This window comes from Caulobacter sp. GW821-FHT12D05, assembly GCF_058807295.1.
Map to the genome: position 1 here is coordinate 1,012,432 of NZ_JBXAQO010000004.1, position 23,192 is coordinate 1,035,623.

Here is a 23,192-nt window from a genome sequence, read left to right on the forward strand (position 1 = left end):
TGATGTTTGGCAAGATCGCGGGCTTCGAGCTCCGTTACCAATTGAAGTCGCCCGTCTTCTGGGTGGTGGCGACCATCTTTTTCCTGCTGACCTTCGGGGCGGCGACGATCGACCAGATCCAGATCGGGGGCGGCGGCAACATCCACCGCAACGCGCCGTTCGCGATCGCCCAGACCCACCTGATCCTGTCGATCTTCTACATGTTCGTGACCACGGCCTTCGTGGCCAATGTGGTGGTGCGCGACGACGAGACCGGCTTCGGGCCGATCCTGCGCTCCACCCAGGTTCGGAAGTTCGACTACCTCTACGGCCGCTTCACGGGCGCCTTTCTGGCGGCGGCGATCTCGTTCCTGGTCGTGCCGCTGGCCATCTGGATCGGCTCGTTCATGCCGTGGATCGATCCCGAGCGCCTGGGTCCCAATGACCTGCACGCCTATCTGTTCGCCTATTTCGCCCTGGCCCTGCCGTCGATCCTGCTGACCTCGGCGCTGTTCTTCGCCCTGGCCACGGTGACCCGCTCGATGATGTGGACCTATGTCGGCGTCATCGCCTTCATGGTGCTGTGGATCATCGCCAACATCGCGCTGGATCGGCCCGAATACGAGAAGATCGCCGCCAATTTCGAGCCCCTGGGCACCGCCGCCTACGGCCTGGTCGCCAAGTACTGGACGGCCAGCGAGCGCAACAGCCTGGTGCCGCCGCTCTCCGGCGTGCTGCTGTTCAACCGCGTCTTCGTGCTCGTGCTGTCGGCCGTGTTCCTGGTCGCCGCCTATGGCCTGTTCCGCTTCCAGTCGGCCGACCTGTCGGGTCAGAGGAAGGTCAAGAAGAGCAAGAAGGCCAAGGCTGAAGACGAAGCCGCGCCGCAGGCTCTGACGGGCTCGCTGCCGCAGCCGGTGTTCGACCGCAAGACCGCCTGGGCCCAGCTGGTGATGCGCACGCGCCTCGACATGGGCCAGGTGTTCAAGAGCCCGGCCTATTTCGTGCTGCTGGCCTTGGGCCTGGCCAACGCCATGGGCGCGTTGTGGTTCGCCACCGAGGCCGGCCGTTACGGCGGCGTGGTCTATCCGGTGACCCGCGTGCTGCTGCAGCCGCTGCTGGGGTCGTTCGGCCTGATCCCGATGATCATCGCCATCTACTATTCGGGCGAGCTGGTCTGGCGCGAGCGCGAGAAGAAGACCCACGAGATCATCGACGCCACCCCCGTGCCCGACTGGGCCTTCGTGGCGCCCAAGACCCTGGCCATCAGCCTGGTGCTGGTCTCGACCCTGCTGGTCAGCGTGCTGGCCGCCATCGTCAGCCAGGTGTTCCACGGCTATTTCAACTTCGAGCTGGACAAGTACCTGCTGTGGTACGTCCTGCCCCAGACCGTCGACTGGATCCTGCTGGCGGTGTTCGCCGTGTTCCTGCAGGCGATCAGCCCGCACAAGTTCATCGGCTGGGGCCTGATGGTGATCTACATGGTCACCACCATCACGTTCGTGAACCTGGGTTTCGAGCACAAGCTCTACAACTACGGCGCGGTCACCGACACGCCGTTCTCGGACATGAATGGCCTGGGCAAGTTCTGGATCGGCGCCTGGTGGCTGCGCGCCTATTGGAGCGCGTTTGCCCTGATCCTGCTGGTGGCCGCCTATGGCCTGTGGCGGCGCGGGACCGAGACGCGCCTGCTGCCGCGCCTGCGTCGGCTGCCGCTGCGCCTGAAGGGCGGGGCCGGGATCCTGGCTGGCGGCGCCCTGGTCGTGTTCGTGGCCTTGGGCGGCTTCATCTACATGAACACCAATGTCTGGAACGAGTACCGGACCCGGATCGACGGCGAGAAGTGGCAGGCCGACTACGAGAAGACCCTGCTGCCGTTCGAGAACACCCCTCAGCCCAAGATCGTGTCCATGACGCTGGACGTCGACGTGCGGCCGCATACGCCCAGCATCGAAACCAAGGGCTCGTACATTTTCGAGAACCGCACGGGCGCGGCGCTGAAGGAGATCCACGTCCGGTTCGACCGCGACCTCAAGGTGAAGGGTCTGTCGATCGAGGGCGCGCGGCCCAAGAAGACGTTCGAGAAGTTCAACTATCGCATCTTCGCCTTCGACACGCCGATGGCGCCGGGCGAGCGGCGCAAGATGAGCTTCATCACCCAGCGGGGCCAGCTGGGCTTCCCCAACAGCGGCCAGGAGCACCGGGTCGTCGACAACGGGACCTTCGTCAACAACCTGGAGATCGCGCCGATCCTGGGCATGTCGCGCGATGGTTTGCTGCAGGACCGCGCCAAGCGCCGCAAGTACGGCCTGCCGCCCGAGCGTCGCATGGCCAAGCTGGGCGACGTCGCCTCCCGCCAGTTCAACGGCCTGCGCAAGGACGCCGACTTCGTCACCTCCGACATCACCGTCTCGACCGAGGCCGACCAGACGCCGATCGCGCCGGGCTACAAGGTCTCGGACACGGTGAAGGGTGATCGCCGCATCGCCCGCTTCGTCACCGAGGCGCCGATCATGCCGTTCGTCTCGATCCAGTCGGCTCGCTACAAGGTGGCCGAGGAGACCTACAAGGGCGTCCAGCTGGCGGTCTATTACGATCCCCAGCACACCTGGAACATCGACCGCATGAAGCAGTCGATGAAGCGCTCGCTGGACTATATGGGGACCAAATTCAGCCCCTATCAGTTCCGCCAGCTGCGCTTCCAGGAGTTCCCCGACTACGAGCAGTTCGCCCAGTCGTTCGCCAACACCATTCCGTGGTCGGAGGGGATGTTCTTCATCTCCGACTATCGTGACCCGACCAAGATCGACATGGTCACCTATGTCGGCGCCCACGAAATCGGCCACCAGTGGTGGGCCCACCAGGTGATCGGCGCCGACCAGCAGGGCGGGGCGATGCTGAGCGAGACCTTCGCCCAGTACTCGGCCCTGATGGTCATGAAGCGCACCTATGGCGAGGCGCAGATCCGCCGGTTCCTGAAGTTCGAGCTGGACAGCTATCTGCGCGCGCGCGGCGGCGACGTCCTGGACGAGCAGCCGCTCTACAAGGTCGAGACCCAGCCCTATGTCTATTACCGCAAGGGCTCGCTGGTCATGTACCGCCTGCAGGACCAGCTGGGCGAGGAGACGGTCAACCGCGCCCTGCGCAAGCTGATCGCCGACCACGCCTTCAAGGGCGCGCCCTATCCGATCACCACCGACTTCCTGACGATCCTCCGCGCCGAGGCGCCGGCCGACAAGCAGGCGCTGATCACCGACCTGTTCGAGAAGATCACCCTGTATGACCTGAAGACCAAGTCGGCGGTGGTGAAGACGCGCGCCGACGGCAAGTTCGACGTCACGGTCACGATCGATGCCGTCAAGAAGTACGCTGACGGCAAGGGCAAGGAGACGCCGGCCTCACTGAACGAGACCATGGACATCGGTCTCTTCACCGCCAAGCCGGGCGACAAGGGTTTCGACGCCAAGAACGTGGTGGCCTATGAGCGTCGGCCGATCCGGTCGGGCGTGCAGACCTTCACCTTCACGGTGGCCAAGGCCCCGACCTTCGCCGGCATCGATCCCTACAACACGGTGATCGACCGCAACGGCGATGACAACACGGTCAAGGTCGGGGCTCAGTGACTGAGGCGGCGATCCAGATGGACGCCGGAGCCCTGAACGCGTTCCTGCGTCGCGCCTTTCCCGACATCGATCCCGAGCACATCGCCTCGGTGGTCGAGGTCGGGCCGGGGCGGGCGCTGCTGAAGTTGCCGCATCTGAGCCGGCACCTGCGGCCGGGCGGCGTGATCTCGGGACCGACTCTGATGGGCCTGGCCGACACGGCGGCCTATGCCGTGATCCTGGCGCACATCGGCGAGGTGGCGATGGCGGTGACCACCTCGCTGAACATTCACTTCCTGAGGGGCTGCCAGCCCGGCGATCTCTATGCCGAGGCTGCGCTGCTCAAGCTCGGCCGCCGCATCGCGACGGCCGATGTCCTGATGTGGACGGAAGGACGCGAGCGAGCGGCCGCCAAAGCGACCGTCGCCTACGCCATTCCATAGTCTTTTCTTCGCATCAGCTAACCCGAAAACCGGTTCCCACTTTTCGGGCCGATGCGCTTAGTGGCCTTCCTTGGCCTTGGCGACGTCCTCGCCGGTGTCGAAGCCTTTCTTCAGGCCCTCGGCCATGTTCAGATGCTCCTGGACCTTCGGGGCCGTGGCGGCGGCGAAGGCCTTCAGGGCGCCGGTGTCGCCGTCCTGGGCGTAGCGCTGCAGCAGGTTCAGGGCCGCCTGGTGGGCGTCGACCTGGCTGTCGGCGTATTTCTTGTCGAAGTCCTTGGCGTCGGCCTTGTTCAGGTCGTCCAGCTTGCCTTGCAGGTCTTCCGGCAGGGCGGTCGGCGGGGCCAGGGCGGCGCCCGAGGCGGCGATGGCGGCCTTGAGCTCTTCGGTGGTGGCCATGTGGGCCTTTTCCATCGACGCGGCGAACTTCTTCACCGAGGCGTTGGTCGAGCGCTTGGCGGCGACCTTGGCGGCTTCGATCTCGAACATGTCGCTGGCGGCGGCCTTGGCGACAAAGACGTCGGCCTTGGTCTCGTCCGCCGGGGTCGGCACGGTGGCGGCGGGGTTGGCGTCCGGCGTGGCGGCCTGTTCGGCCGGGGTCGCGGCGCCCTTGGTCTCATCGGCCTTCTGGCCGCAGGCGGCGAGGCTGAGCGCGGCGACGGCGGCGGCGCTGATCAGAATGTGACGGGTCATGGCTCTGTCTTTCCCTACGCGTTTTTCTTAGAGGTTCTTGAAAGCTCGGCGGCGCACTGCGCCGGGTGATCAACAAAACCTCACGGCGCCGTGAACGGTTCCGTTGCAGGCGGGGGAGAATGCGATGACCCAGGGTCCATTGGCCGGACTGCGCGTGATCGAGATGGGCTCGCTGATCGCCGGGCCGTTCTGCGGCCAGGTGCTGGGCGACTTCGGCGCCGAGGTCATCAAGCTGGAGGACCCCAAGGTCGGCGATCCGATGCGCCAGTGGGGGCGCTCAAAGCCCAAGGGCTTGTCGCCCTGGTGGCCGGTGATCGGCCGCAACAAGAAGTCCGTCACCGTCGATCTGCGCACGGATGAAGGCCGGAACATCGCCCGCGCCCTGATCGCCAAGGCGGACGTGGTGGTCGAGAACTTCCGCCCCGACACCCTGGAAAAGTGGGGCATGGGCTATGAGGACCTGGCCAAGACCAATCCGGGCCTGGTCATGGCGCGGGTGTCCGGGTTCGGACAGACGGGGCCCTATTCCAAGCGCGCCGGCTACGCCCTGGTCGGCGAGGCCATGGGCGGCCTGCGCCACATCACCGGCGAGCCCGACCGCAACCCGGCCCGCGCCGGCATCTCGATCGGCGACAGCCTGTCGGGCCTGAACGCCGCCCTCGGCGTGATGATGGCCCTGCACGCCCGCCAGCGCACGGGGCGCGGTCAGGTGGTCGATGCGGCGATCTATGAGAGCGTGCTGACGGTGATGGAGAACCTGATCACCGAATACGACCTGACCGGTTATGTCCGCGAGCGCTCGGGCGCCGTGCTGCCCGGCATCGCGCCGTCGAACGTCTATCCGACCAAGTCCGGCGAACTCGTCCTGATCGGCGCCAACCAGGACACCCTGTTCAAGCGCCTGTGCGACCTGATGGGCCGTCCGGACCTGGCCGAGGACGTCCGCTATCGTGACCATGCCGCGCGGGGCGTGCACCAGCATGAACTCGACGCCCGCATCGCCGCCTGGACGGCGGACCAGGAGATCGACGACCTGCTGCCCAAGCTGCAGGAAGCCGGCCTGGCGACGGGCCGGATCTATCGCGCGCCCGACATGATCGACGACCCGCAGTTCGTGGCGCGGGAGTCGATCGTGACGGTGGCCCATCCGGTGTTCGGGCAGATCAAGATGCAGAACGCCTTTCCGAAGCTGACGGAGACGCCCGGCGGGGTGCGGTGGCCGGGGCCGACGCTGGGGGAGCATACGGAGGCGGTGCTCACCGAGGTGGCGGGGATGAGCGCGGAGGCGGTGGAACAGCTGCGAGCGAAGGGCGTGGTCTGAGGAGCCGTCCTCGTCCTTCGACAAGCTCAGGATGAGGACTACTTTTCACGGCGCTTCACTAGAAACCTCATCCTGAGCCTGTCGAAGGACGAGGTTTCGGGCCCGCTACAGACCCCTCCGGAAATACACCACCCGCTCGGTCTCCTCGAACCCGACCGCCTGGTGGAAGGCGTGGCTCTCGAGATTGTCCGCCAGCGCATCCGAGGCCAGCTCCGAACACCCCATCGCCCGCCCCCAGGCGGCCGCCGCCGCGCACAGCGACCGGCCGACCTCGGCCTTGCGATGCTCGGGCCGCACGTAGAGCCCCTCGATGAACGCCACCGGCGAGGTCTCGCAGCCATTGACGTAGTCGTGGCGCAGGGCGGCCTCGATGAAGCCGGCGATCGCGCCGTCCGGGGTCTCGGCGACAAAGGTCGCGAAGGTCTCGGGCTTTTCCAGCGTCTCGGCCGCCCCGGCGCGCAGCTCGGCGACCGTGCCCTCGTCCGGCCACAGGTCGAACCGCAGCGCCGCCCAGGCGTCGAGATCCTCCGCGCGAACCGACCGAACGATCATGCCCGGCCCGTCACGCCGGCCACCGCGCGCGCGATCTGGTGGACATTGTAGGGCTTGCGCACGATCGGAGCGTCGAAGCCCATCGGCGCGGCCTTGTCGGCATAGCCGGTGGCGAACACGAAGGGCCGCCCGATCGTGCGCAGGATCTCGGCGACCGGGGCCACCGACTGGCCGTTGAGGTCGGCGTCCAGCACGGCGACGTCGAAGTCCAGCTCGACCATCGACAGGGCCTCGGACAGTTCGGCCGCGCAGCCGACCACCTCGACGCCGGCGTCTTCGAGGCCCGCTTCCAGTTCCAGGGCCAGCAGCAGGCTGTCCTCGACGATCAGCACCTTCAGGCCCGCGATGGCGCCGGGCCGCACGGTCTCGTCGGCGGCGACCACGGTTTCGACGATGCGTTCGGGGACGGCCTCGGCCGGTTCGAACGGCGGGGCGTCGGCCAGGGCCTCGGCCGCGCCCTGGATCATCGCGGTGACGCCGCTGGGCTTGTAGTTGATGTGGGCCGAGCCGCCCAGTTCGCGGCCGGCGACGTCCTCGATCAGGGTCGCGCCGAAGCCCTTAGTGGTCGGGGCGTTGGCCGGCGGGCCGCCGGTCTCCAGCCACTCCAGGGCGAAGCCGCCCTCGGGCGTGCGCCGCCAGACCACCTCGACCTTGCCGTTTTCGGACGACAGCGAGCCGTAGCGCATCGCGTTGACGGCCAGCTCGTGCAGGGCCAGCGACAGGGCGGCCGCGGCGCGGGGCGTCAGGAAGATTTCCGGCCCGTCCCAGCGGGTCTGGGTCGGCGACAGGCCGCCCAGTTCGGCGGCGGCGATCCGCGCCAGGGTGGCGCCGCGCCAGCGGGCGGCGCTGAGCAGGTCGTGGGCCGAGCTCATCGACTTCAGCCGCGCGGCGAAGGTCTTGAGGAACACGTCCAGCGAAGCCGACTTGCGCGCCGACTGGGCCGCCACCGACTGGACGACAGCCAGCAGGTTCTTGATGCGGTGGTCGAGCTCCGCGACCAGGTTCTCGCGCTGGGCTTCCTCGGCCTTGCGCTCGGTGATGTCCTGGACGACGCCGATCAGATAGGCCGGCTCGCCGTCCGCGCCCAGCACGATCACGCCCGAACCATGGTTCCAGGTCTCGCGGCCTTCAGGGCTGGTGGGGCGGCGATACTCGATGTCGTAGCGGCCGGTCTGCTTCAGCTGGCCGTTGATGAAGTCCGGCGCCCATTCCTTGTCTTCGGGGTGCAGGTAGTCGAACAGCACCAGCCCGTTCTGGCCGGGCACCTCGCCGGGCTCGATGTTCGAGATCTTGGCCAGGCGCGGGCTGACCTTGATCATGTCGCGTTTGATGTCCCACTCGAACTCGCCGAAATTGGCGGCCGAGATGGCCAGCTCCAGGCGCTCGCTCTCGAGATTGCGCGACGCGCAGGGCTTGGCCGTCAGGCTGGCCGAGGCCAGATCGGCCAGATCCTCGAGGGCGGCCAGGTCTTCGTCCGAGGCGGGGCCGGACAGGCCGGGACCCTCGACCACCAGGGCGCCCAGGGCATGGCCGTGGATGTCGCGGAGGGGAACGGCGAGGCCGACGGGACCATTGGCGGTCACCACCTGGGCGGCCAGGTCGCCGTCGCGCGGGCTTTCGGGGCCAGCGTAACCGACATAGGCCTTGCGCCAGACCCGGTCCTTGTCGACCAGGACGAGGGCGGCCTTGGGCGCGTCGAACAGCTTGGCCGCCAGACGGGCGAAGCGCAGGAACTGCGGCTCGTTCGTCGCGCCGTCCAGGATGTCCAAGGCCTTCAAGGCGTTGAGACGGGCGGCTTCCTGACTGTCGTCGCTGACGATGGGGGCGTCCTCCATGATTCGACCTTAGACCCGCTTCGCGTTTGGCGCGAGCCGGTTTGGCCGCACTTTTGCCCGACCATTGATATCGATTGCGGATTCCCGAGTGGTGAAGCTTGTCGACCTTGAGTATCTTGGAACCGCAGCGCTAAGCTCGGCGTTGACGGGGCGCAGCTTCAGCGCCTTAGACTTCTTTTTCATTTCAGGTCGGTCGCGTCGCGAACCAGGAGATGACCATGCCCGCCAGTTCCACTGCCGCCGCCAAGGAAGCCGAGAAGGCCAAGAGCGCCACCCTGGAAGCCGTCGAGCACGCCGAGCGCAGCTTCGCGCAGGCCGCCGACGCTGCTCGCGTCCAGCTGACCGAAGCCGCCAAGCGCGTCGAGAAGTCGGTGACCGAGGGCTTCGAGACCCTGCGCGCCCAGAGCCGCACCTATACCGACACCGCCGGCCAGCAGATCGAGGACGCCCAACGCTACGCCTCGGAACGCATCCGCGAACGTCCGATCACCGCCACCCTGGCCGGTCTGGGCGTGGGCGTGCTGATCGGCCTGCTGCTCTCCGGCGGCCGTAGCAACAACCGGTGATCTTCGAAAAGACCCTGATGACGCTGGCGGCGGCCGCGGCGATCGCCGCCGCCGCCGCGGTCGGCGTCGTGTCCGCCGCCTTCGCGGTCTATGCCGTGCTGGTCCCGCTGGTCAGTCCGGCGGGCGCCGCCGCGATCGTGGCCGCCGTCGCGGCGCTGATCGTCGCCGTCGCCGGCATGATCGCCGCGCGCAAGGTGGAGGGCAGCCGCAATGCTCACCACAACGCGCCGCCGCAGGCCGGCTTCGACATGACGGCGAAAGTCGTCGAGATCGTCCGCGACCGCCCGATCATGTCGATCGGCATCGGCCTGGCCGCCGGGATCTTCGCCCTGAAGAACCCGACCCTGACCGCTGCCGTGGCCAAGGCCTTCCTGGATCCGAAGCCACCTCAGCGCTGATTGCGCGTTATGCAGACACCGATCGCCGCCGGGCTCGCTCGGCGGCGTTTTCGCGTTCTCAGATTTCCTGGAAACCCCAAGTTTCAAAGGGAATTTCTCAACTAAAGTTGAGCGGGCCGGGCTGCTTTAAAAGCTTACGCTTTGGCTCCGCGCGTTCTAGATGCCTGTCGCGCGTTCCCTTCCTCTCCATGGGAACGCCTTCCCCATGGAGTGATCATGACGTACTCGCTGCCGGACCTGCCCTACGCCTACGACGCGCTGGAGCCGACCATCTCGGCCAACACGCTGCGCTTCCACCACGACAAGCACCACGCCGCCTATGTCACGGCCCTGAACGGCCTGCTGAACGGCGACGACAAGGGCTCGCTGGAAGCCGTGATCAAGGGCGCCGGCCCTGGCAAGGTGTTCAACAACGCAGCCCAGGCCTGGAACCACGCCTTCTTCTGGGACGGCCTGTCGCCGACCAAGACCGCCCCGGGCGCCGACCTGGCCGCCGCCATCGACTCGACCTTCGGCGGCCTGGACGCCCTGAAGGAAAAGTTCGTCGCCGAAGGCATCGGCCACTTCGGCTCGGGCTGGGTGTGGCTGGTCTCGGACGCCTCGGGCGCCCTGAAGATCATCTCGACCCACGACGCCGAGAGCCCGGTCACCCAGGACCTGACGGCCCTGGTCGTCGCCGACGTCTGGGAGCACGCCTATTACCTGGACTACCAGAACCTGCGTAAGGGCTTCCTGGAAGCGGTGTTCGACAACCTGATCAACTGGACCCTGGCCGACAGCCAGTACGCGGCCGCCAAGTCGGGCGCTCAAGGCTGGGCCTATCCGGCACCGACCTAAGAGGTCTTCGGATTTCCGGAACGTCCGGCGAGTCGGGTGCGTTGTTTCCAAGCGAGACAACAACCCCGGCGTCGCCGGATTTTTTCGGAGAAATCCCATGCTGAACTGGGCCGTGACCTTCCTGGTGATCGCTCTGATCGCCGCCCTGCTGGGCTTCACCAGCATCGCGGGCACCGCGATCGGGATCGCCAAGATTCTGTTCTTCGTCTTCCTGATCCTGTTCGTGGTGTCGCTGGTCGCCAACGGCTTCCGAGGGCGCGGCGCGCCACGCTAGACGGGAGCGATATCGAACTGACGAGCGGCGCGGCCTTCGGGTCGCGCCGTTTTCGTATCTAAGGCCGGCGGTCAAACGCCCAGGTGCGCCAGACGTCGAACTTGCCCTTGTCATAGGCCATGGCCGCCACGCGCACGCAGTGGGGCTCGATCTCAATGACGTTGAAGCCGGGCGCGGCGCCGCGTTCGCGGTGGGACAGGGTGCCCGAGCCGACCGCCTGGGTCTTGCCGTCGCCGAACGGAATGGCGCTGACGAACGGCAGGTGGATGTGGCCCGACAGGATGACGTCGGCGCCGGCGGCGACGAAGCGGTTGGCCGCGTCGACCCCGCCATGCACCTTGGCGGTCATCGGCCCGCCCAGGATCTCCATCAGCGGATGGTGGCAGACCACCACGCGCAGGTCGCCGGCCGGGGCGGCCTCCAGCTCGCGCACCACCCGGCGGATCTGGCTGTGCGAGACCGCGCCCTTCGACCAGTTCCAGCGGACCTGGGCCACGCGGGCGCTGTTCAGCGAGGCGACCGTGATGCCGGGCGCGCTCCAGGATGCGCCGTCCTCGTCGCCGAAGCGGTCCTTGAACCGGCCCCAGCCGCGCGTGAACCGGGCCAGCAGCTCGCGCGGCCCGACGAAGGGGGTGTCGTGATTGCCGGGCGCGACGATCTTGGGATCGGGCAGGCGTTTCAACCAGGCGGCGGCGGCGTCGAATTCGGGGATCTTGCCGTCCAGGGTCAGGTCGCCGGCGGCGATCACCAGGTTCGGCGCGGCCGCGACGATCCAGGCCGTGGCGGCCTCGACGGCTTCCTTGTTCTCGCCGCCGAAATGGATGTCGGAGACCTGGATGAGCTTCATGGGTCAGACTTCGTCAGGCGGGACCAGTGCGCGGAAGGCCTTGGGCCGAAAGCGGATCGAGACCTCCGGATCCAGCCTGGCCGGTTCGCCGTCGAAGATCGCCGGGATTCGCCCGCGCGCCCAGACCTTGCCCACCCGGCAACGGCCGACCGACACCGAAGGATCCTCGCGCCATTGCCCCCGCGCGGCGTTGAAGCCCAGGCGGAAGATGTCCAGCGCTCCGGACGGGTCCATGGCGGCGGCCTCCAGGGCGCGTTCTTCGGCGTCCAGGGCAGTCGAGACCAGCGGGCACATCAGGGTCAGGGCCTCGGCCTTCTGTTTGGGGCGGCCGTCCAGCGTAAAGCGCAGTCGGCCCGAGAAGGCGTTGCGCAGGGCGCGGCGGGCGCGGGCCACGGCGATGGCCGCCTTGCCCTCGCGCGCGGCCTCGCGAGCGGTGGCCCACAGGGCCGGGCTGCCCAGGATGGCGGCGACGAAGAACAGGCGTCCGCCGACCTCGCCGCCCGAGATCATCCGCGCCTCGCCGTTTTCCAGACAGGCTCTCATCGCCGTCTGCCAGTCGCGCTCGCCATAGAGGGCGCGGGGCAGCATGTTCATGGTGCCGCCGGGCAGGGGCGCGATCAGCGGGCCGTCGGGACCGGCCAGCTCGGCCGCGCCCCGCGCCGTGCCGTCGCCGGCCAGCACCAGCACCGCGTCCGGCGCGCCGTCGATCACCGAACGCAGGCAGTCGCCGATCTCGCCCGGCTGCGGCGCGTGGACCACGCCTGAGACGCCGTATTCGGCAAGCAGCCGCTCGGCGATCTGTGGGGCGTCGGGGCCGACCGAGCCCGAAGCCGTATTGGCGATGACGTCGATGCGCTTCACGCAGCGTCCCCCTCTCGTGAAAGCCCCTGTCTCGGAGTTGGGGAGGCAACGGCTTGCCGCGTTCCATGGTTCCGCTTGGCAAACGGAACCGTCGCCCTTGGGAGTCGTTTGCTCCGGCACGGGGACAGGAAGCTCGGATTCGGAGAGAGCCACCATGAAGATGACCATGATCGCCCTGATGGGCGTGGGCGTGCTGGCCTCGGCCTGCACCTCGACCGGCAATGTCGAACGCAACGCCGCCGGCGGCGCCGCCCTGGGCGCGCTCGCGGGCGCGGTGATCGGCAACAATGTCGGCAGCGGCAGCGCGGGCACCGGCGCCCTGGTCGGCGCGGCCATCGGCGGCACCGTCGGCGCGGTGAAGGGCTGTAAGGAAGATGGCGGTTGCGGCTCGACCTCGGTCAACCGGCGCCAGTACTATGACGAGCGTGCGGGCCGTTACTACTATTACGACTCCCGCAGCGGTCGCTACTATTGGGAAGACGGCGCTCCCCGCTACTAGTCAGCGGCGGTCGACGACGTCCCAAACGAAGGCGATCGGCCCTGCCGGTCGCCTTTCTTGTGTTCGCAAGCTTCGGAGGGTGGAATGAAAAAGACGACGATCATCGCCTTGGGCGGCGCCGTGCTGGCCTTGGCCGCCTGCGCCGAGACGCAAGGGCCTTGGCGCACGCTGCGCAAGCCCGTGGCCGCGGCAACGCCGGTCTGCGACAACTTCCAGTCCTCGGTCTATTTCGAACAGGACAGCGCGGCCCTGACCAAGGAAGCCCGCATGGTCCTGTCCGGCGCCCAGACCCAGGCGCGGGGCTGCACGGTCAAGTCGGTGCGGGTGCTGGGCCTGGCCGACGCCGTCGGCGCGCCGCAGGCCAACCTGGCCCTCTCCAAGCGTCGCGCCGAGTCGGTGACGAGCGCCCTGAGCAAGGTCGGCTTCAGCAAGGTCGACATCGACGCGGCCGCTGCGGGCGACGCGGGCGCCATGGCCGCTTCGGGCGCGGCCAACCCGCTGCGTCGTCGGGCGGACATTCTGTTCGAGCTGCAGGCGCCGGCGGCGAACTAAACCGCGCAAGCCTTCCCGAGCGCAGCTCGGGAAGGCGCACCCGCACCCGCGACGAAGGAAAGGCGGGCCGGTTGCCCGGTCCGCCTGAGTTCGCATCAACAAAGGGGGGTGCGAAGGCGGCAGACTGGCTATCGCCAGTCTCAAGTCGGGGGGGCGTCGCCGCCTTCGCAAAGATGAAAACGACAAGTCGCGCGAACGGTTCCCGCTTTGCGCGACTTTTTTTGTATCTGGGTTTCCGAGGGGTCCACACCTCGGATTCAGGGAACGACGATCGCGACAAGACGTTGAAAACCCAGGCGGACACGGTGTCCGCCTGGGATGGGGAGCAACGTCGTGATCCGCACATATGTGGCCGAACATGGCGGTACGGTTTTCGTTTCGACGCCCAGCCAGCGTCAAAAAAAGCTGCGTTCGCGGATCATGGCCCTGGTCGTGATCGCCGCGGTCGGCGCCTCGGCCGGGATGGTCCAGGCGTTCAACGACCGAGACCGTGCGAGCGCCGCCGCCATGTGGACGCCTTAAGGAGGTATGAGATCATGCCCGCCGACATTCATCACGCCGCGCCTGAACACGCGCCTCGCCTGAACGCCACCCGCGCCCGCCAGGGCCGCTGGGGCAAGCATGTGTTCTGGGTGCTGATCGTCTCGACAGTCCTCGCCGCCATCGCCCTATTCGGCGCCTGGACCTACCGCGCCGACGACCTGGCTTCGGTCGAGGTCAATAACGGGGCGAAGACGCCCGCCGAGGCGCAGCGGTATGACACGCCGCAGCAGCCGGCGCGCCAGACGCCTTAGTCGGACTTCATCCCTCTCCCCTTGCGGGAGAGGGTGGCCCACGCAGTGGGTCGGGTGAGGGGTTGAAGACAGAAACCGCCGCGACTGGCTGATCCGCCGTCGCGGCGGTTTTCGTTTGTGCGACCCTTCATCCGGCGCTTCGCGCCACCTTCTTCCGCAGGGGGAGAAGGGCAAAAGAAAACGGCCTCCCTTCCGGAAGGCCGCTTCATCGGGAAAGTCTCGTAAAACCCTACGCCGCCTTGGTCTGGCTGCGGCGCGGGTGGAAGAACAGGGCCTGGCCGATCGCCGCCTTCACCGTTTCCGGCTGGAAGGGCTTGGTGATCAGGAAGGTCGGTTCCGGGCGCTCGCCGGTCAGCAGGCGCTCGGGGAAGGCGGTGATGAAGATCACCGGCACGTCCATCCGGCCCAGGATGTCCTTGACCGCATCGATGCCCGACGAGCCGTCGGCCAACTGGATGTCGGCCAGAACGAGGCCCGGCGTGGCGCGGGCAACCGCGTCGACCGCCTCGCCACGGGTGGCGGCGATGTCGATGACCTCGTGGCCCAGTTCCTTGACCAGGGCTTCGATGTCGGCCGCGATGACCGGCTCGTCCTCGATGATCAGGACTTGGGTGGCGAGCTCGGCGTCGATTTCGGCCTGGGCGTCGGCGATGAGCCTCTCTACCTCTCCGAAGTCGCAGTCCAGGATCTGGGCGGCCTCGGTGGGCGTGAACCCTTCGAGCGCGGTCAGCAGGAACGCCTGGCGCGAACGCGGCGCGATGCGCATCAGGCGTTGCGAGGCGTCGTCGCTGCCGGGGGCGCCGTCTTCACGACGGGCTTCCAACTGGGCGCCGGAGCTGAGCCAGATGGCGTGGAACACCCGATACAGCGCCACGCGCGGCGACAGTTCGGCGTCCAGAGAGCGTTCGCCGGCGGCCAGGGCCTCCAGCGCCACGCGGACATAATGATCGCCGGTCTGCTGGTCGCCGGTCAGGGCGCGGGCGTAGCGGCGGATGTAAGGCAGATGCGGCGCCAGCCGAGCTAGAAGACTCATGACCCCTCCCGATGCGGTGTCTCGAAACAACAAAACGAACGGCTAAGCTGGGCCGTTCCGTCGAAGGTCGATAACGTCCCCTCAACTGAGCGGTTCCGCGAACGACGGAATTTTGACATCCTATGCCCAAGCTTATGGAACCCGGTACGGAAAACCACGTTGTCGTCTGGCGGAAAGACATTCGGCCAAAGGGGGCGGACGCCGATGCAAATGCATTACGGTGTCGAGGACATGATCGAACACGTACCCATGGAAGATAAACGCAAAAGCGCCGCGGCGCTGGATGAAGCCCGTCTGCGCCAGCAGGCGATCGGCGTGAAGCTGCGCCAGATGTTCGACGAGGTCGTCAACGAGCCGGTGCCCGACGAATTCCTCGACATCCTGCGCAAGGCCGAGCCGCCTGCGGGAGGTCGCTGAGCATGAGCGAACCGCAAGTCGGCCGCTCGCCGCCCGATCCCGTCCGCGACAACCAGTTCAAACGCGAGCTGGTCACGCTGATTCCGCATCTGCGCGCCTTCGCCCGCACCCTGACCGGTGATCCCACCGCCGCCGACGACCTGGCGCAGGACGCCATGATGAAGGCGTGGGACGCGCGCGCGTCGTTCCAGCTGGGCACCAACATGAAGGCCTGGACCTTCATGATCCTGCGCAACCAGTTCTATTCCGAGAAGCGCCGCAGCTGGCGTCAGAGCCAACTGGACCAGGAAGCCGCCGAGCGGACCCTGGTGGCGGTCGACGATCCCGAGGCTCCCGTGGCTCTGGACGAGCTGCGCCTGGGCCTTGGCATGCTGCCGGCCGAACAGCGCGAAGCTCTGATTCTGGTCGGGGCCGGCGGCTTCGCCTACGAGGAGGCGGCCGAGATCTGCGGCTGCGCCGTCGGCACGGTGAAGAGCCGGGTCAGCCGTGCGCGTCGGGCGCTTCAGGCCATCCTGGAAGCGGGCGCCTATGATCGTGACGGCGGATCGGCGGGTGACGCCATGCACGCCATCCTGGCCGACGCGGAGCGGTTGAGCTCTCTACGGTGAACGCCCTCGCCGGCCGCGCCGCGCAGGCCGTAACCTCCATCCGCGTCCGCCTGGCCCTGGCGCTGTTCCTGGCCTTGCTGCCCGTGCTGCTGATCGGCATCGCGCAGTCGGCGCTCGCCTTCCGGGCCGAGAACGACGCGCGCCGCCAGAGCCTGGAGCTGGCCGCCAGTCACAGCGCCACCCTGGCCCGCGCCCGTATCGAGGCCGCCGGCGTCCTGCTCCAGACCCTGGGGCCGGGCTCGGTGGGCCTTGAGTGCGCCCAGCGCCTGGCCGACGTGCGTGCGCGCCTGTCGGGCTACGCCAACCTGATCCGCTTCGACAGCCGGGGCCGGGTGGCGTGCGCGGCGGCGACCACGCCCTACGACACCCAGCGCGGGGCGCGGGCCTGGTTCCAGGCGCTGCGCAATGGCGATGCGATCGTCGTGGCCAGCGCGCCTGGCGCGGCCTATGCCAACGAGCCGGCGGTGCTGGCGGCCGTGCGCGCCGGCACGCCCGACAAGTTCGACGGCGCCATGGCCGCCGTCCTGACCCTGACCAACCTGAAACTGGAAACCGCCAGCCGCTTCATGCCCAACGGCGCCGAGGTGGCCCTGGCCGACGGCGCCGGCAAGGTCTTCGCCGCCACCGATCCCAAGGCCTTCGAACCGGTCTCGGACCGTTGGCGCGAGGAGGCGGCCAAGGATGGCTCGGCGTTGTGGACCGGCCACGACCTGGGCAACCGAGACCGCACCTATTCGGCCGCGCCACTGGTCGGTGACGACGTCTTCGTCGTGCTGTCGGCCCCCGCGCCGGGCCTGGTGTCCTGGGCGTCGCTGAGCCCGATCTCGCGGGTCCTGCTGCCGGTGCTGGCCTATGTCCTGGTCCTGGCCGCGGTGCTGTGGGTGACCGAGCGCGAGGTCGTGCGCTGGATCGTCTATCTGCAACGCGTCGCGGCGATCTATGCCCGGGGGCGCTTCACCGTCCGGCCGTTGCAGGCCGAGCGCGCGCCGCCCGAGATCCGCGAGCTGGCCGCCACCCTGGACGCCATGGCCGGCACCATCGTCACCCGCGACGCCTCGCTGATGGACAGCCTGGCCGAGAAGGACGCGCTGATGCGCGAGATCCATCACCGGGTGAAGAACAATCTGCAGATCATCACCTCGCTGCTGAACATGCAGCAGCGGGCCCTGGCCGACCCGGCGGCCAAGGCGGCGATGAACGACACGCGTCAGCGCATCACCGCCCTGGCCCAGATCTATCGCGCTCTCTACCAGGGGCCGGACCTGAAGCGGGTGGACCTGCGGCCGTTCCTGGAGGAGTTGACCGCCCAGCTGCTGGCCAACGACATGACCACCTCGCCGCTGGTGCGGACCGAGGTGCATGCCGACCCGCTGGTCATCGATCCCGACCGCCTGGCCCCGATCGCCCTGTTCGCGGTCGAGGCGATCACCAACGCCCAGAAGCATGCCTTCGGCCCCAATGGCGGCAAGCTGGAGGTCGGTTTCCACGTGCGTGGCGAAGAGGCCGAGCTGTCGATCAGCGACGATGGTCCCGGCGCGGCCGAGAGCCTGGGCGGCGGGGTCGGCCGCACCCTGATGACCGCCTTCGCCCGCCAGCTGCGCGGCAAGGTCACGTTCGAGAGCCATGAGCCGCGCGGTCTGACGGTGCGGCTGATCTTCCCGACGCCGCAGGCGGTGGTCCACCAAGCTTAAGATTCGGGCCGCGGTTTGATTTCCGGAACCGAGCTTCGCTGCTGACGTTCTCTGGGGGCACTTATTCACACGCGCCCCACCCGCTCACGGACCGGGGCGAACTGCGGAGAAAACAATGCGTAAGCTCGTGATTATCGCCGCCGCCCTCGCGTCCCTGTCGGTCGCGGCCTGCAACACCGTCGAAGGCGCCGGCAAGGACGTCTCGTCGGCCGGCAAGGCCGTCAGCGACACCGCCAAGGACGTCAAGTAAGGCCACAAGCCCTACTGAGATCGAGAGGCCCGCCGGTTCCGCCGGCGGGCCTTTTGTCTTTCAGCGGCCGACGAAGTGTTTCGGTGATGCAACCTTAGGGCGGTTATCCGCCATCGGATTGAAAAACAGCACGCTCAAGCTGGTCTCCATCGTCGAGGGGACCGGGACGCTTTGTCCGCCAGCAACACCATCTTCGTGCACAGCGGCTGGCGCTGCTCGAGCACCTATGTCTGGCATCGGTTCCGGGCGCTGCCCGGTGTGCGCGCCTATTATGAGCCCTGGCACGAGCAGCTGGCGCGGGTGACCGCGCAAACCATCAACGCTGAGACCCCCGACAACAGCGGCCTGCGCCATCCCGGCGGGACCGATCCTTATCTCAAGGAATTCGAAGTCGTGCTGGACCCGGCGGGGGGGCTCAAGGGCTTCAACGCCGGCTTTGCGATGGACCGCTTCTGGATCGAGCCCGAGGCCAGCGACCTGGCCCAGCAGGCCTATGTCGAGGGGCTGATCGGCGCGGCCCGTGAACGCGGCGAGACGCCGGTGCTGGCCTGCTGTCGCACGCTGGGCCGGGTCGGTTGGCTCAAGCGCCGGTTTGGCGGTTTCCACGTCATGCTGGTGCGTGATCCCGTCCAGCAGTGGCTGTCGTTCTATTCGCTGCGCAAGCGCCCCCGACCGACCTATTTCGAGCTCTGCCACTATGTCCTGCTGTCCGAGATGGCGGGGGCCGAGGACCTGTCGCGCACCCTGCTGGGCCAGGACTTCGCCGGCGGAGGCTCGCTGGACCAGCGCCTGGCCGCCGTGCGCAGCCGCCTCAAGCGCGCTCCGGCCAGCGTCTCGTTCCAGGCTTTCCTGGCGGTGTGGCTGCGGTCGTACCTGAAGGCGCTGCCGGAGGCCGATCTGGTGGTCGACGTGGACCGCCTGGCCCGCGACCAGGCCTATGCCCGCGAGGTCGAGGCGGCGATCGAGGCCGGCAGCGGCCTGCGCCCCGACTTCTCCGACTGCCGCGCTCCCGCCCCGCACGGCATCGCCCCGCCGGTGCAGTGGCGCAAGGCCGCGCGTGAGGTGGTGGACCTGATGGACCTGCACGGCGGGATCGTGGGCCAGGAAGCCCACCCGATCCTGTTCCGCAAGCTGGCCCCGGCCTTCGCGGCCGTGACGCCGGCCCCGGTCAGCGGCGTGAAGAAGCTGGGAGAGGCCGTCGGCGGCCTGCTGGGTGGGGCGGCGGTGACCCGCCGCGCTCCGGCCAGGGCCTATGCGGCCGCGGCGGCCCGCACGGACGGATCGCGCAGGTAGATCCCGGTCCCGCCCGGCGCGGCCGACAGCATGTCGTCCTGATCGCCGATATCGTCTTCCGGATCCACCACCAGCACCCCGTCGTTCGGCAGCAGCGCCGTCAGGGCCTGCACCACCTTGGCCCGCAACGAGGCCTCCATGCCGCGCAGCACGCCGCGCAGCAGGATGACGTCGAAGCGTCCCATGACCGACAGGTCGGCCAAGAGGTTGATCCGCTTCCAGCGCACCATTTGGCGGATGCGCGGCGAGATCGCCCAGGTGTCGTCGTGGTTCTCGAAATACTTGATCAGCAGCCGGATCGGCAGGCCGCGCTGGACCTCGAACTGGGTGTAGATCCCGGCCTGGGCCTTCTCGAGCGAGCGCTCGGACAGGTCCGACCCAAAGAATTCGAAGCGCGTGCCGGTCGCCAGGCCCGTCGACTCGTTGGCGGCCATGGCGATCGAATAGACCTCCTGGCCGGTGGCGCAGGCGGCGCTCCAGATGCGGATCGGGGCTTCGCGGCGGCGCTGCGACAGGGCCGGCAGCACCGCGTCGCGCAGCTGGGCGAAGGCCTCGCGGCCCCGGAAGAAGTTGGTTTCGCTGCGGCACAGGGCCTCGACCACGGCCCAGATCAGGCGCTCTTCGCGCTTGGCGCGCAGGGCCGCGATCAGGGCGTCGATCGAGTCGTAACCTTCGCGGCGAGCCAGCGGCGAGAGGCGGCTTTCAACCAAGTAAGGCTTTTCGGTCTCGACCCGCACGCCGGCGCGGGCGCGGCCCAGGGCCGCCAGCAGGTCCATGTCCTCGGGGGTCACAGCAGGCCCGCCTCGGCGAACTTCGCCTCGATGATGTCGCCGTCGAACGGCTTCATGATGTACTCGTCCGCCCCGGCCTCCAGGGCCGTGCGGATGTGGTCGACGCTATTTTCGACCGTGCAGAAGATGACCTTGGGCGCGGTCCCGCCCGGCTCGCCGCGCAGCTGGCGCAGGAACTCGATGCCGTTCATGACCGGCATGTTCCAGTCGAGCAGCACCGCGTCGGGCATGGCCGCGCGGCACCACGCCAGGGCCTCCATGCCATCGGCGGCCTCGGCGATCTCGAAGCCGATGTCCTCGAGGACTCGGCGGGCGACCTTGCGGATCACCCGGCTGTCGTCGACCACCAGACAGGTCTTCACGGCATGCTCCAATTCAGACCGCCATCGTGCGAGCGGTCTGGTTAAGGAGCGGTTTGCCTCAACCCGGATCGGGGTGCGGCAAATGTAACTTTTATGGCAGAGCTTATGCCGGAACCCACGCAGCGATGCTGGCGCGTTCCTCGCCGATCTCGACGGCGATCTGGCCGCCGGCCGCGCGGACCAGGGCGTTCAGATAGGCCGCCTGCACCCACGGACCGCCCAGGCCCTCGGCCAGGGGCTCGCCGCGCAGGCCGGCCAGCACTTCCGGACGCAGGCGCGCGCGGGGACCGACCGAGTCGGCGATGATCGAGAAGCGACCATCGGCCGCAACGCCCTTCACCGTGGCCACGCCGCCGGCCGGCAGGGCGCTGGCGGCGATCTGGGCGATGTTGAGGATGGCGCGCGACGACGGCTTGTTCATCGCCTGCGGCTCGATCTGCCAGTCCAGCGTCGGGCGCACATGGGCGAACACGCCCTGGGCCAGCTTTTCCAGCTCGCGCGAGTCGAAGTTCTCGGCCGAGGCCGAGGCGCCGAACGCCACGCGGGTGAATTGCAGCAGGTCGGCCAGCTTGCGGGCCGACGAGGCGATCAGGCCCATGGCGTCTTCGCGCATGTCCTGGGCGGCCGGATCGTCCAGCAGGTCCAGGCCCGAGACGATGGCGCTGGCCGGACTGATGAAGTCATGGCACAGGCGCGCGGCCAGCATGGCGGCGAAATCGGGGCCTTGGACGTCGGTTTCGGGCGACGCGGCGGCAGGAGTCTCGGAGACGGTGTCGGTCATGGCGGCGAACTCTGCCGTGATTTGAGGCTTTGGCAAACCGGGTGGGTCCTCTAAGGAAAGCGCCCGTGATCGATCCGTTTCTAGAACCCGGCGTTTTGGTGCGCCATCCCGGCCAGCCCGACTGGGGCCTGGGCCAGGTTCAGTCCGTGATCGGACACCGCGTGACCGTCAATTTCGAAGAAGCCGGCAAGCAGACCATCGACGCCACGCGCGTGCGTCTGGTCTATGTCGGCGACGACCCCCGGGGGGAATAGTGACCGAGAATCTCGCCGATTGGGGCCGCGCCCTGGCCAAGATCACCGAAGAAGCCGCGGTGGTCATCCTGCCGTTCTGGAAGACCGAGCTGGCCGTGGCCCAGAAGGCCGACGAGAGCCCCGTGACCGAGGCCGATCGCGCCGGCGAGCGCCTGATCCTGGCGCGCCTGGCCGAGCTCTATCCCGACGTGACGGTAATCTCCGAGGAGCATGCCAGCGAGTTCGGCACGCCCGATGAGGTCGGTTCGCGCTTCTTCCTGGTCGACCCGGTGGACGGCACCAAGGCCTTCGTGCGCGGCGATCCCAATTTCACGGTCAATATCGGCCTGATCGACAACGGCGTGCCGGTCGCCGGCGCGGTCTGCGCCCCGGCCACGGGCGAGGTCTGGTTCACCACGGCCGAAGGGACGATGAAGCGCACCGGCGTCGACGGCGCCGAGGCTCCGGCCCGCGTGCGGCCTTGGCCGAAGGGTCAGGCCCTGGGCCTGGTCAGCCACACCATGCGTGAGGAAAAGGCCGCCGAACTGGCCGCCGAATACGGCTTCGACCTGCGCAGCCCCATGGATAGCTCGATCAAGATGTGCCGCATCGCCGAGGGCTCGGCCGACATCTATCCGCGCCACGGTCCGACGTCCGAGTGGGACACGGCCGCCGCTCATGCGGTGCTGGTCGGGGCCGGCGGCAGCTTCACCCAGCCGGACGGCTCGCCGTTCCTCTATGGCAAGGCCGACCAGGCCTTCCGCAACGGCTGGTTCGTGGCCCGCAGCTAGGGCGCGACCTCGGGGGCCTTCTCCGGCGGCGTCGTCAGGATGGTGCCGACCGAGGCCGCGACGATGGCGACGATGGCCAGCCATTGGGTCACGGCCAGGCGCTCGTGCAGGATGACGAGCCCGGCCAGGGCCCCGACCGCCGGCTCGGCGCTCAGCATGACGCCGAAGCTGCGCTTGGGGATGCCGCGCAGGGCGATCATCTCCAGCGAATAAGGAATGGCGCTGGACAGCACAGCCACCACCAAGCCCAGGGCGATCAGGTGCGGCTGGAACAGGCTGGCGCCGGCGGTGACGAGGCCCACCGGCGTGACGATCAGCGCCGCCGTCGTCATGCCCAGCGCCACCGAGCGTCCCGCATGCAGGTGGCCGATCCGCTTGCCCAGAATGATGTACAGCGCCCACAGCACCGCCGCAGCGCAGGCATAGGCCACGCCCACGGGGTCCAGATGGGTCGCTCCGGAATGGATCGGCAGCAGCAGGCCAAGGCCCAGAACCGCCAGGCCTATCCAGACGAAGTGGATCAGCTTGCGGGAACTGGCCACGGCCAGGGCCAGCGGGCCGCAGAACTCGATGGCGATCGCCAGGCCCAGCGGAATGGTGCGCAGGGCCATGTAGAACACCAGGTTCATCAGGCCGACGGAAGCGCCGTACAGGGCGACCTTGCCGAGGTCCGCGCGAGAGATCGGATGCCGCCACGGCCGCCAGACGATCAGCAGGATCAGCGCCGCGAAGAACACCCGATAGGCCGTGACGCCTTGCGCGCCGACCAGCGGGAACAGGCTCTTGGCGAACGACGTGCCGACGCACAGCGTGACGATGGCCCCGAACAGGGCGGCGTAGGGGAGCAGGTGCGGGCGGGAGGCGGGCATGGGGCCTATCTAGGCCGTGACGCCCC

At 68.1% G+C, this 23,192-nt stretch carries 28 protein-coding genes; 18 read left to right on the plus strand and 10 right to left on the minus strand.

Translation table 11 applies throughout. The features are described from left to right. The first annotated feature begins 2 nt into the window (after positions 1-2). Together AC1RRR_RS23070 and AC1RRR_RS23075 are read left to right on the plus strand one after the other, a co-directional pair. Complete coding sequence (locus tag AC1RRR_RS23070; protein ID WP_492816462.1) at positions 3-3,599, plus strand: ABC transporter permease/M1 family aminopeptidase; 3,597 nt, start codon at positions 3-5, stop codon at positions 3,597-3,599. Continuing rightward, positions 3,596-4,021: a PaaI family thioesterase gene (locus AC1RRR_RS23075; protein ID WP_492816464.1), complete on the plus strand. Its 426-nt coding sequence runs from the start codon at positions 3,596-3,598 to the stop codon at positions 4,019-4,021. Before AC1RRR_RS23070 ends, AC1RRR_RS23075 begins: the two co-directional genes overlap by 4 nt. Before the next feature lie 57 nt (positions 4,022-4,078). Here the strand turns inward: AC1RRR_RS23075 and AC1RRR_RS23080 are convergent, their stop codons facing one another. Then, positions 4,079-4,711, minus strand: coding sequence for a DUF4142 domain-containing protein (locus tag AC1RRR_RS23080; protein WP_492816466.1), 633 nt, complete (start codon positions 4,709-4,711; stop codon positions 4,079-4,081). A 124-nt stretch (positions 4,712-4,835) separates the two neighbouring features. Here AC1RRR_RS23080 and AC1RRR_RS23085 point away from each other — a divergent pair, with 124 nt between their 5' ends. After that, positions 4,836-6,032, plus strand: coding sequence for a CaiB/BaiF CoA transferase family protein (locus tag AC1RRR_RS23085; protein WP_492816468.1), 1,197 nt, complete (start codon positions 4,836-4,838; stop codon positions 6,030-6,032). A gap of 105 nt (positions 6,033-6,137) precedes the next feature. Here AC1RRR_RS23085 and aac(6') read toward each other — a convergent pair whose 3' ends face one another. Together aac(6') and AC1RRR_RS23095 are read right to left on the minus strand one after the other, a co-directional pair. Then, a complete protein-coding gene (aac(6'), locus tag AC1RRR_RS23090) occupies positions 6,138-6,584 on the minus strand; it encodes an aminoglycoside 6'-N-acetyltransferase (RefSeq protein ID WP_492816470.1) in 447 nt (148 codons plus the stop codon). Then, positions 6,581-8,419, minus strand: coding sequence for an HWE histidine kinase domain-containing protein (locus AC1RRR_RS23095; protein ID WP_492816472.1), 1,839 nt, complete (start codon positions 8,417-8,419; stop codon positions 6,581-6,583). Before AC1RRR_RS23095 ends, aac(6') begins: the two co-directional genes overlap by 4 nt. Positions 8,420-8,637: 218 nt before the next feature. Between AC1RRR_RS23095 and AC1RRR_RS23100 the strand changes: the two genes are divergently transcribed. From AC1RRR_RS23100 to AC1RRR_RS23115, 4 genes are all read left to right on the plus strand, one after another. Then, positions 8,638-8,985, plus strand: coding sequence for a hypothetical protein (locus AC1RRR_RS23100; RefSeq protein WP_492816474.1), 348 nt, complete (start codon positions 8,638-8,640; stop codon positions 8,983-8,985). Beyond that, positions 8,982-9,383: a hypothetical protein gene (locus tag AC1RRR_RS23105; RefSeq protein WP_492816476.1), complete on the plus strand. Its 402-nt coding sequence runs from the start codon at positions 8,982-8,984 to the stop codon at positions 9,381-9,383. The genes AC1RRR_RS23100 and AC1RRR_RS23105 overlap by 4 nt, the downstream gene beginning before the upstream one ends. A gap of 216 nt (positions 9,384-9,599) precedes the next feature. Then, entirely contained in the window at positions 9,600-10,220 is a 621-nt protein-coding gene (locus tag AC1RRR_RS23110; RefSeq protein WP_492816478.1) for a superoxide dismutase, read from the plus strand. A gap of 97 nt (positions 10,221-10,317) precedes the next feature. Next, positions 10,318-10,494, plus strand: coding sequence for a DUF1328 domain-containing protein (locus tag AC1RRR_RS23115; protein ID WP_454718380.1), 177 nt, complete (start codon positions 10,318-10,320; stop codon positions 10,492-10,494). 58 nt (positions 10,495-10,552) lie between these two features. Here AC1RRR_RS23115 and AC1RRR_RS23120 read toward each other — a convergent pair whose 3' ends face one another. Then, positions 10,553-11,341, minus strand: a complete 789-nt coding sequence (locus AC1RRR_RS23120; RefSeq protein ID WP_492816480.1) for a metallophosphoesterase family protein — start codon at positions 11,339-11,341, stop codon at positions 10,553-10,555. Positions 11,342-11,344: 3 nt separating this feature from the next. Further along, positions 11,345-12,202 carry a diacylglycerol/lipid kinase family protein gene (locus AC1RRR_RS23125; RefSeq protein ID WP_492816482.1) on the minus strand — a complete coding sequence of 286 codons (858 nt, stop codon included), beginning with the start codon at positions 12,200-12,202 and terminating at the stop codon, positions 11,345-11,347. 154 nt (positions 12,203-12,356) lie between these two features. On the opposite strand from AC1RRR_RS23125, the gene AC1RRR_RS23130 reads away from it, so the two are divergent. The 4 genes from AC1RRR_RS23130 to AC1RRR_RS23145 all read left to right on the plus strand — a co-directional run bounded on the left by AC1RRR_RS23130 (position 12,357) and on the right by AC1RRR_RS23145 (position 14,047). Further along, positions 12,357-12,701, plus strand: coding sequence for a YMGG-like glycine zipper-containing protein (locus AC1RRR_RS23130; RefSeq protein ID WP_291876850.1), 345 nt, complete (start codon positions 12,357-12,359; stop codon positions 12,699-12,701). An 84-nt stretch (positions 12,702-12,785) separates the two neighbouring features. Then, positions 12,786-13,253, plus strand: coding sequence for an OmpA family protein (locus AC1RRR_RS23135; protein WP_492816485.1), 468 nt, complete (start codon positions 12,786-12,788; stop codon positions 13,251-13,253). A gap of 333 nt (positions 13,254-13,586) precedes the next feature. After that, positions 13,587-13,775 (plus strand): hypothetical protein, encoded by a 189-nt coding sequence (locus AC1RRR_RS23140; RefSeq protein ID WP_454761811.1) that lies wholly within the window; start codon positions 13,587-13,589, stop codon positions 13,773-13,775. Between the two features lie 14 nt (positions 13,776-13,789). Further along, the gene (locus tag AC1RRR_RS23145) at positions 13,790-14,047 is read left to right on the plus strand and encodes a hypothetical protein (protein WP_492816487.1); all 258 of its coding nucleotides are present in this window, start codon (positions 13,790-13,792) and stop codon (positions 14,045-14,047) included. A gap of 229 nt (positions 14,048-14,276) precedes the next feature. Here AC1RRR_RS23145 and phyR read toward each other — a convergent pair whose 3' ends face one another. Next, entirely contained in the window at positions 14,277-15,080 is an 804-nt protein-coding gene (gene phyR / locus AC1RRR_RS23150; protein ID WP_492816489.1) for an anti-anti sigma factor/receiver protein PhyR, read from the minus strand. Between the two features lie 231 nt (positions 15,081-15,311). On the opposite strand from phyR, the gene nepR reads away from it, so the two are divergent. The 5 genes from nepR to AC1RRR_RS23175 all read left to right on the plus strand — a co-directional run bounded on the left by nepR (position 15,312) and on the right by AC1RRR_RS23175 (position 19,339). Then, on the plus strand, positions 15,312-15,497 hold the full coding sequence (gene nepR / locus AC1RRR_RS23155; protein WP_081612907.1) for an anti-sigma T factor NepR: 186 nt from the start codon (positions 15,312-15,314) through the stop codon (positions 15,495-15,497). A gap of 2 nt (positions 15,498-15,499) precedes the next feature. Then, positions 15,500-16,105, plus strand: coding sequence for a sigma-70 family RNA polymerase sigma factor (locus tag AC1RRR_RS23160; RefSeq protein WP_291876858.1), 606 nt, complete (start codon positions 15,500-15,502; stop codon positions 16,103-16,105). Continuing rightward, positions 16,102-17,796 carry a sensor histidine kinase PhyK gene (gene phyK, locus AC1RRR_RS23165; protein ID WP_492816492.1) on the plus strand — a complete coding sequence of 565 codons (1,695 nt, stop codon included), beginning with the start codon at positions 16,102-16,104 and terminating at the stop codon, positions 17,794-17,796. Before AC1RRR_RS23160 ends, phyK begins: the two co-directional genes overlap by 4 nt. A gap of 115 nt (positions 17,797-17,911) precedes the next feature. Further along, positions 17,912-18,046 (plus strand): entericidin A/B family lipoprotein, encoded by a 135-nt coding sequence (locus tag AC1RRR_RS23170; RefSeq protein ID WP_099575337.1) that lies wholly within the window; start codon positions 17,912-17,914, stop codon positions 18,044-18,046. A 171-nt stretch (positions 18,047-18,217) separates the two neighbouring features. Next, positions 18,218-19,339 (plus strand): hypothetical protein, encoded by a 1,122-nt coding sequence (locus AC1RRR_RS23175; RefSeq protein WP_492816494.1) that lies wholly within the window; start codon positions 18,218-18,220, stop codon positions 19,337-19,339. Here the strand turns inward: AC1RRR_RS23175 and AC1RRR_RS23180 are convergent. From AC1RRR_RS23180 to chpT, 3 genes are all read right to left on the minus strand, one after another. Further along, complete coding sequence (locus tag AC1RRR_RS23180) at positions 19,297-20,130, minus strand: CheR family methyltransferase (RefSeq protein ID WP_492816496.1); 834 nt, start codon at positions 20,128-20,130, stop codon at positions 19,297-19,299. The two genes, AC1RRR_RS23175 and AC1RRR_RS23180, sit on opposite strands and share 43 nt — an antisense overlap. Continuing rightward, complete coding sequence (locus tag AC1RRR_RS23185; protein ID WP_454718369.1) at positions 20,127-20,504, minus strand: response regulator; 378 nt, start codon at positions 20,502-20,504, stop codon at positions 20,127-20,129. Before AC1RRR_RS23185 ends, AC1RRR_RS23180 begins: the two co-directional genes overlap by 4 nt. 91 nt (positions 20,505-20,595) lie before the next feature. After that, complete coding sequence (gene chpT, locus AC1RRR_RS23190; protein ID WP_492816498.1) at positions 20,596-21,273, minus strand: histidine phosphotransferase ChpT; 678 nt, start codon at positions 21,271-21,273, stop codon at positions 20,596-20,598. Between the two features lie 65 nt (positions 21,274-21,338). On the opposite strand from chpT, the gene AC1RRR_RS23195 reads away from it, so the two are divergent. Continuing rightward, the gene (locus AC1RRR_RS23195) at positions 21,339-21,527 is read left to right on the plus strand and encodes a DUF3553 domain-containing protein (protein ID WP_492816500.1); all 189 of its coding nucleotides are present in this window, start codon (positions 21,339-21,341) and stop codon (positions 21,525-21,527) included. Continuing rightward, positions 21,524-22,297 carry a 3'(2'),5'-bisphosphate nucleotidase CysQ gene (cysQ, locus tag AC1RRR_RS23200; protein ID WP_492816607.1) on the plus strand — a complete coding sequence of 258 codons (774 nt, stop codon included), beginning with the start codon at positions 21,524-21,526 and terminating at the stop codon, positions 22,295-22,297. The genes AC1RRR_RS23195 and cysQ overlap by 4 nt, the downstream gene beginning before the upstream one ends. On the opposite strand, the gene AC1RRR_RS23205 is transcribed toward cysQ, so the two are convergent. After that, positions 22,294-23,166 (minus strand): EamA family transporter, encoded by an 873-nt coding sequence (locus AC1RRR_RS23205; RefSeq protein WP_492816502.1) that lies wholly within the window; start codon positions 23,164-23,166, stop codon positions 22,294-22,296. The genes cysQ and AC1RRR_RS23205 overlap by 4 nt on opposite strands. Positions 23,167-23,192: the final 26 nt, after the last annotated feature.

What these genes read in the sequence shown, in the direction of transcription:
- AC1RRR_RS23145 (WP_492816487.1), top strand. Translation starts at nt 13,790, where the DNA reads ATGCCCGCCGACATTCATCACGCCGCGCCTGAACACGCGCCTCGCCTG.
- AC1RRR_RS23160 (WP_291876858.1), top strand. Translation starts at nt 15,500, where the DNA reads ATGAGCGAACCGCAAGTCGGCCGCTCGCCGCCCGATCCCGTCCGCGAC.
- AC1RRR_RS23170 (WP_099575337.1), top strand. Translation starts at nt 17,912, where the DNA reads ATGCGTAAGCTCGTGATTATCGCCGCCGCCCTCGCGTCCCTGTCGGTC.
- AC1RRR_RS23070 (WP_492816462.1), top strand. Translation starts at nt 3, where the DNA reads ATGTTTGGCAAGATCGCGGGCTTCGAGCTCCGTTACCAATTGAAGTCG.
- AC1RRR_RS23120 (WP_492816480.1), bottom strand. Translation starts at nt 11,341, where the DNA reads ATGAAGCTCATCCAGGTCTCCGACATCCATTTCGGCGGCGAGAACAAG.
- chpT (WP_492816498.1), bottom strand. Translation starts at nt 21,273, where the DNA reads ATGACCGACACCGTCTCCGAGACTCCTGCCGCCGCGTCGCCCGAAACC.
- nepR (WP_081612907.1), top strand. Translation starts at nt 15,312, where the DNA reads ATGATCGAACACGTACCCATGGAAGATAAACGCAAAAGCGCCGCGGCG.
- AC1RRR_RS23085 (WP_492816468.1), top strand. Translation starts at nt 4,836, where the DNA reads ATGACCCAGGGTCCATTGGCCGGACTGCGCGTGATCGAGATGGGCTCG.
- AC1RRR_RS23110 (WP_492816478.1), top strand. Translation starts at nt 9,600, where the DNA reads ATGACGTACTCGCTGCCGGACCTGCCCTACGCCTACGACGCGCTGGAG.
- AC1RRR_RS23205 (WP_492816502.1), bottom strand. Translation starts at nt 23,166, where the DNA reads ATGCCCGCCTCCCGCCCGCACCTGCTCCCCTACGCCGCCCTGTTCGGG.
- AC1RRR_RS23115 (WP_454718380.1), top strand. Translation starts at nt 10,318, where the DNA reads ATGCTGAACTGGGCCGTGACCTTCCTGGTGATCGCTCTGATCGCCGCC.
- AC1RRR_RS23130 (WP_291876850.1), top strand. Translation starts at nt 12,357, where the DNA reads ATGAAGATGACCATGATCGCCCTGATGGGCGTGGGCGTGCTGGCCTCG.
- AC1RRR_RS23080 (WP_492816466.1), bottom strand. Translation starts at nt 4,711, where the DNA reads ATGACCCGTCACATTCTGATCAGCGCCGCCGCCGTCGCCGCGCTCAGC.
- AC1RRR_RS23135 (WP_492816485.1), top strand. Translation starts at nt 12,786, where the DNA reads ATGAAAAAGACGACGATCATCGCCTTGGGCGGCGCCGTGCTGGCCTTG.
- AC1RRR_RS23100 (WP_492816474.1), top strand. Translation starts at nt 8,638, where the DNA reads ATGCCCGCCAGTTCCACTGCCGCCGCCAAGGAAGCCGAGAAGGCCAAG.
- AC1RRR_RS23095 (WP_492816472.1), bottom strand. Translation starts at nt 8,419, where the DNA reads ATGGAGGACGCCCCCATCGTCAGCGACGACAGTCAGGAAGCCGCCCGT.
- phyR (WP_492816489.1), bottom strand. Translation starts at nt 15,080, where the DNA reads ATGAGTCTTCTAGCTCGGCTGGCGCCGCATCTGCCTTACATCCGCCGC.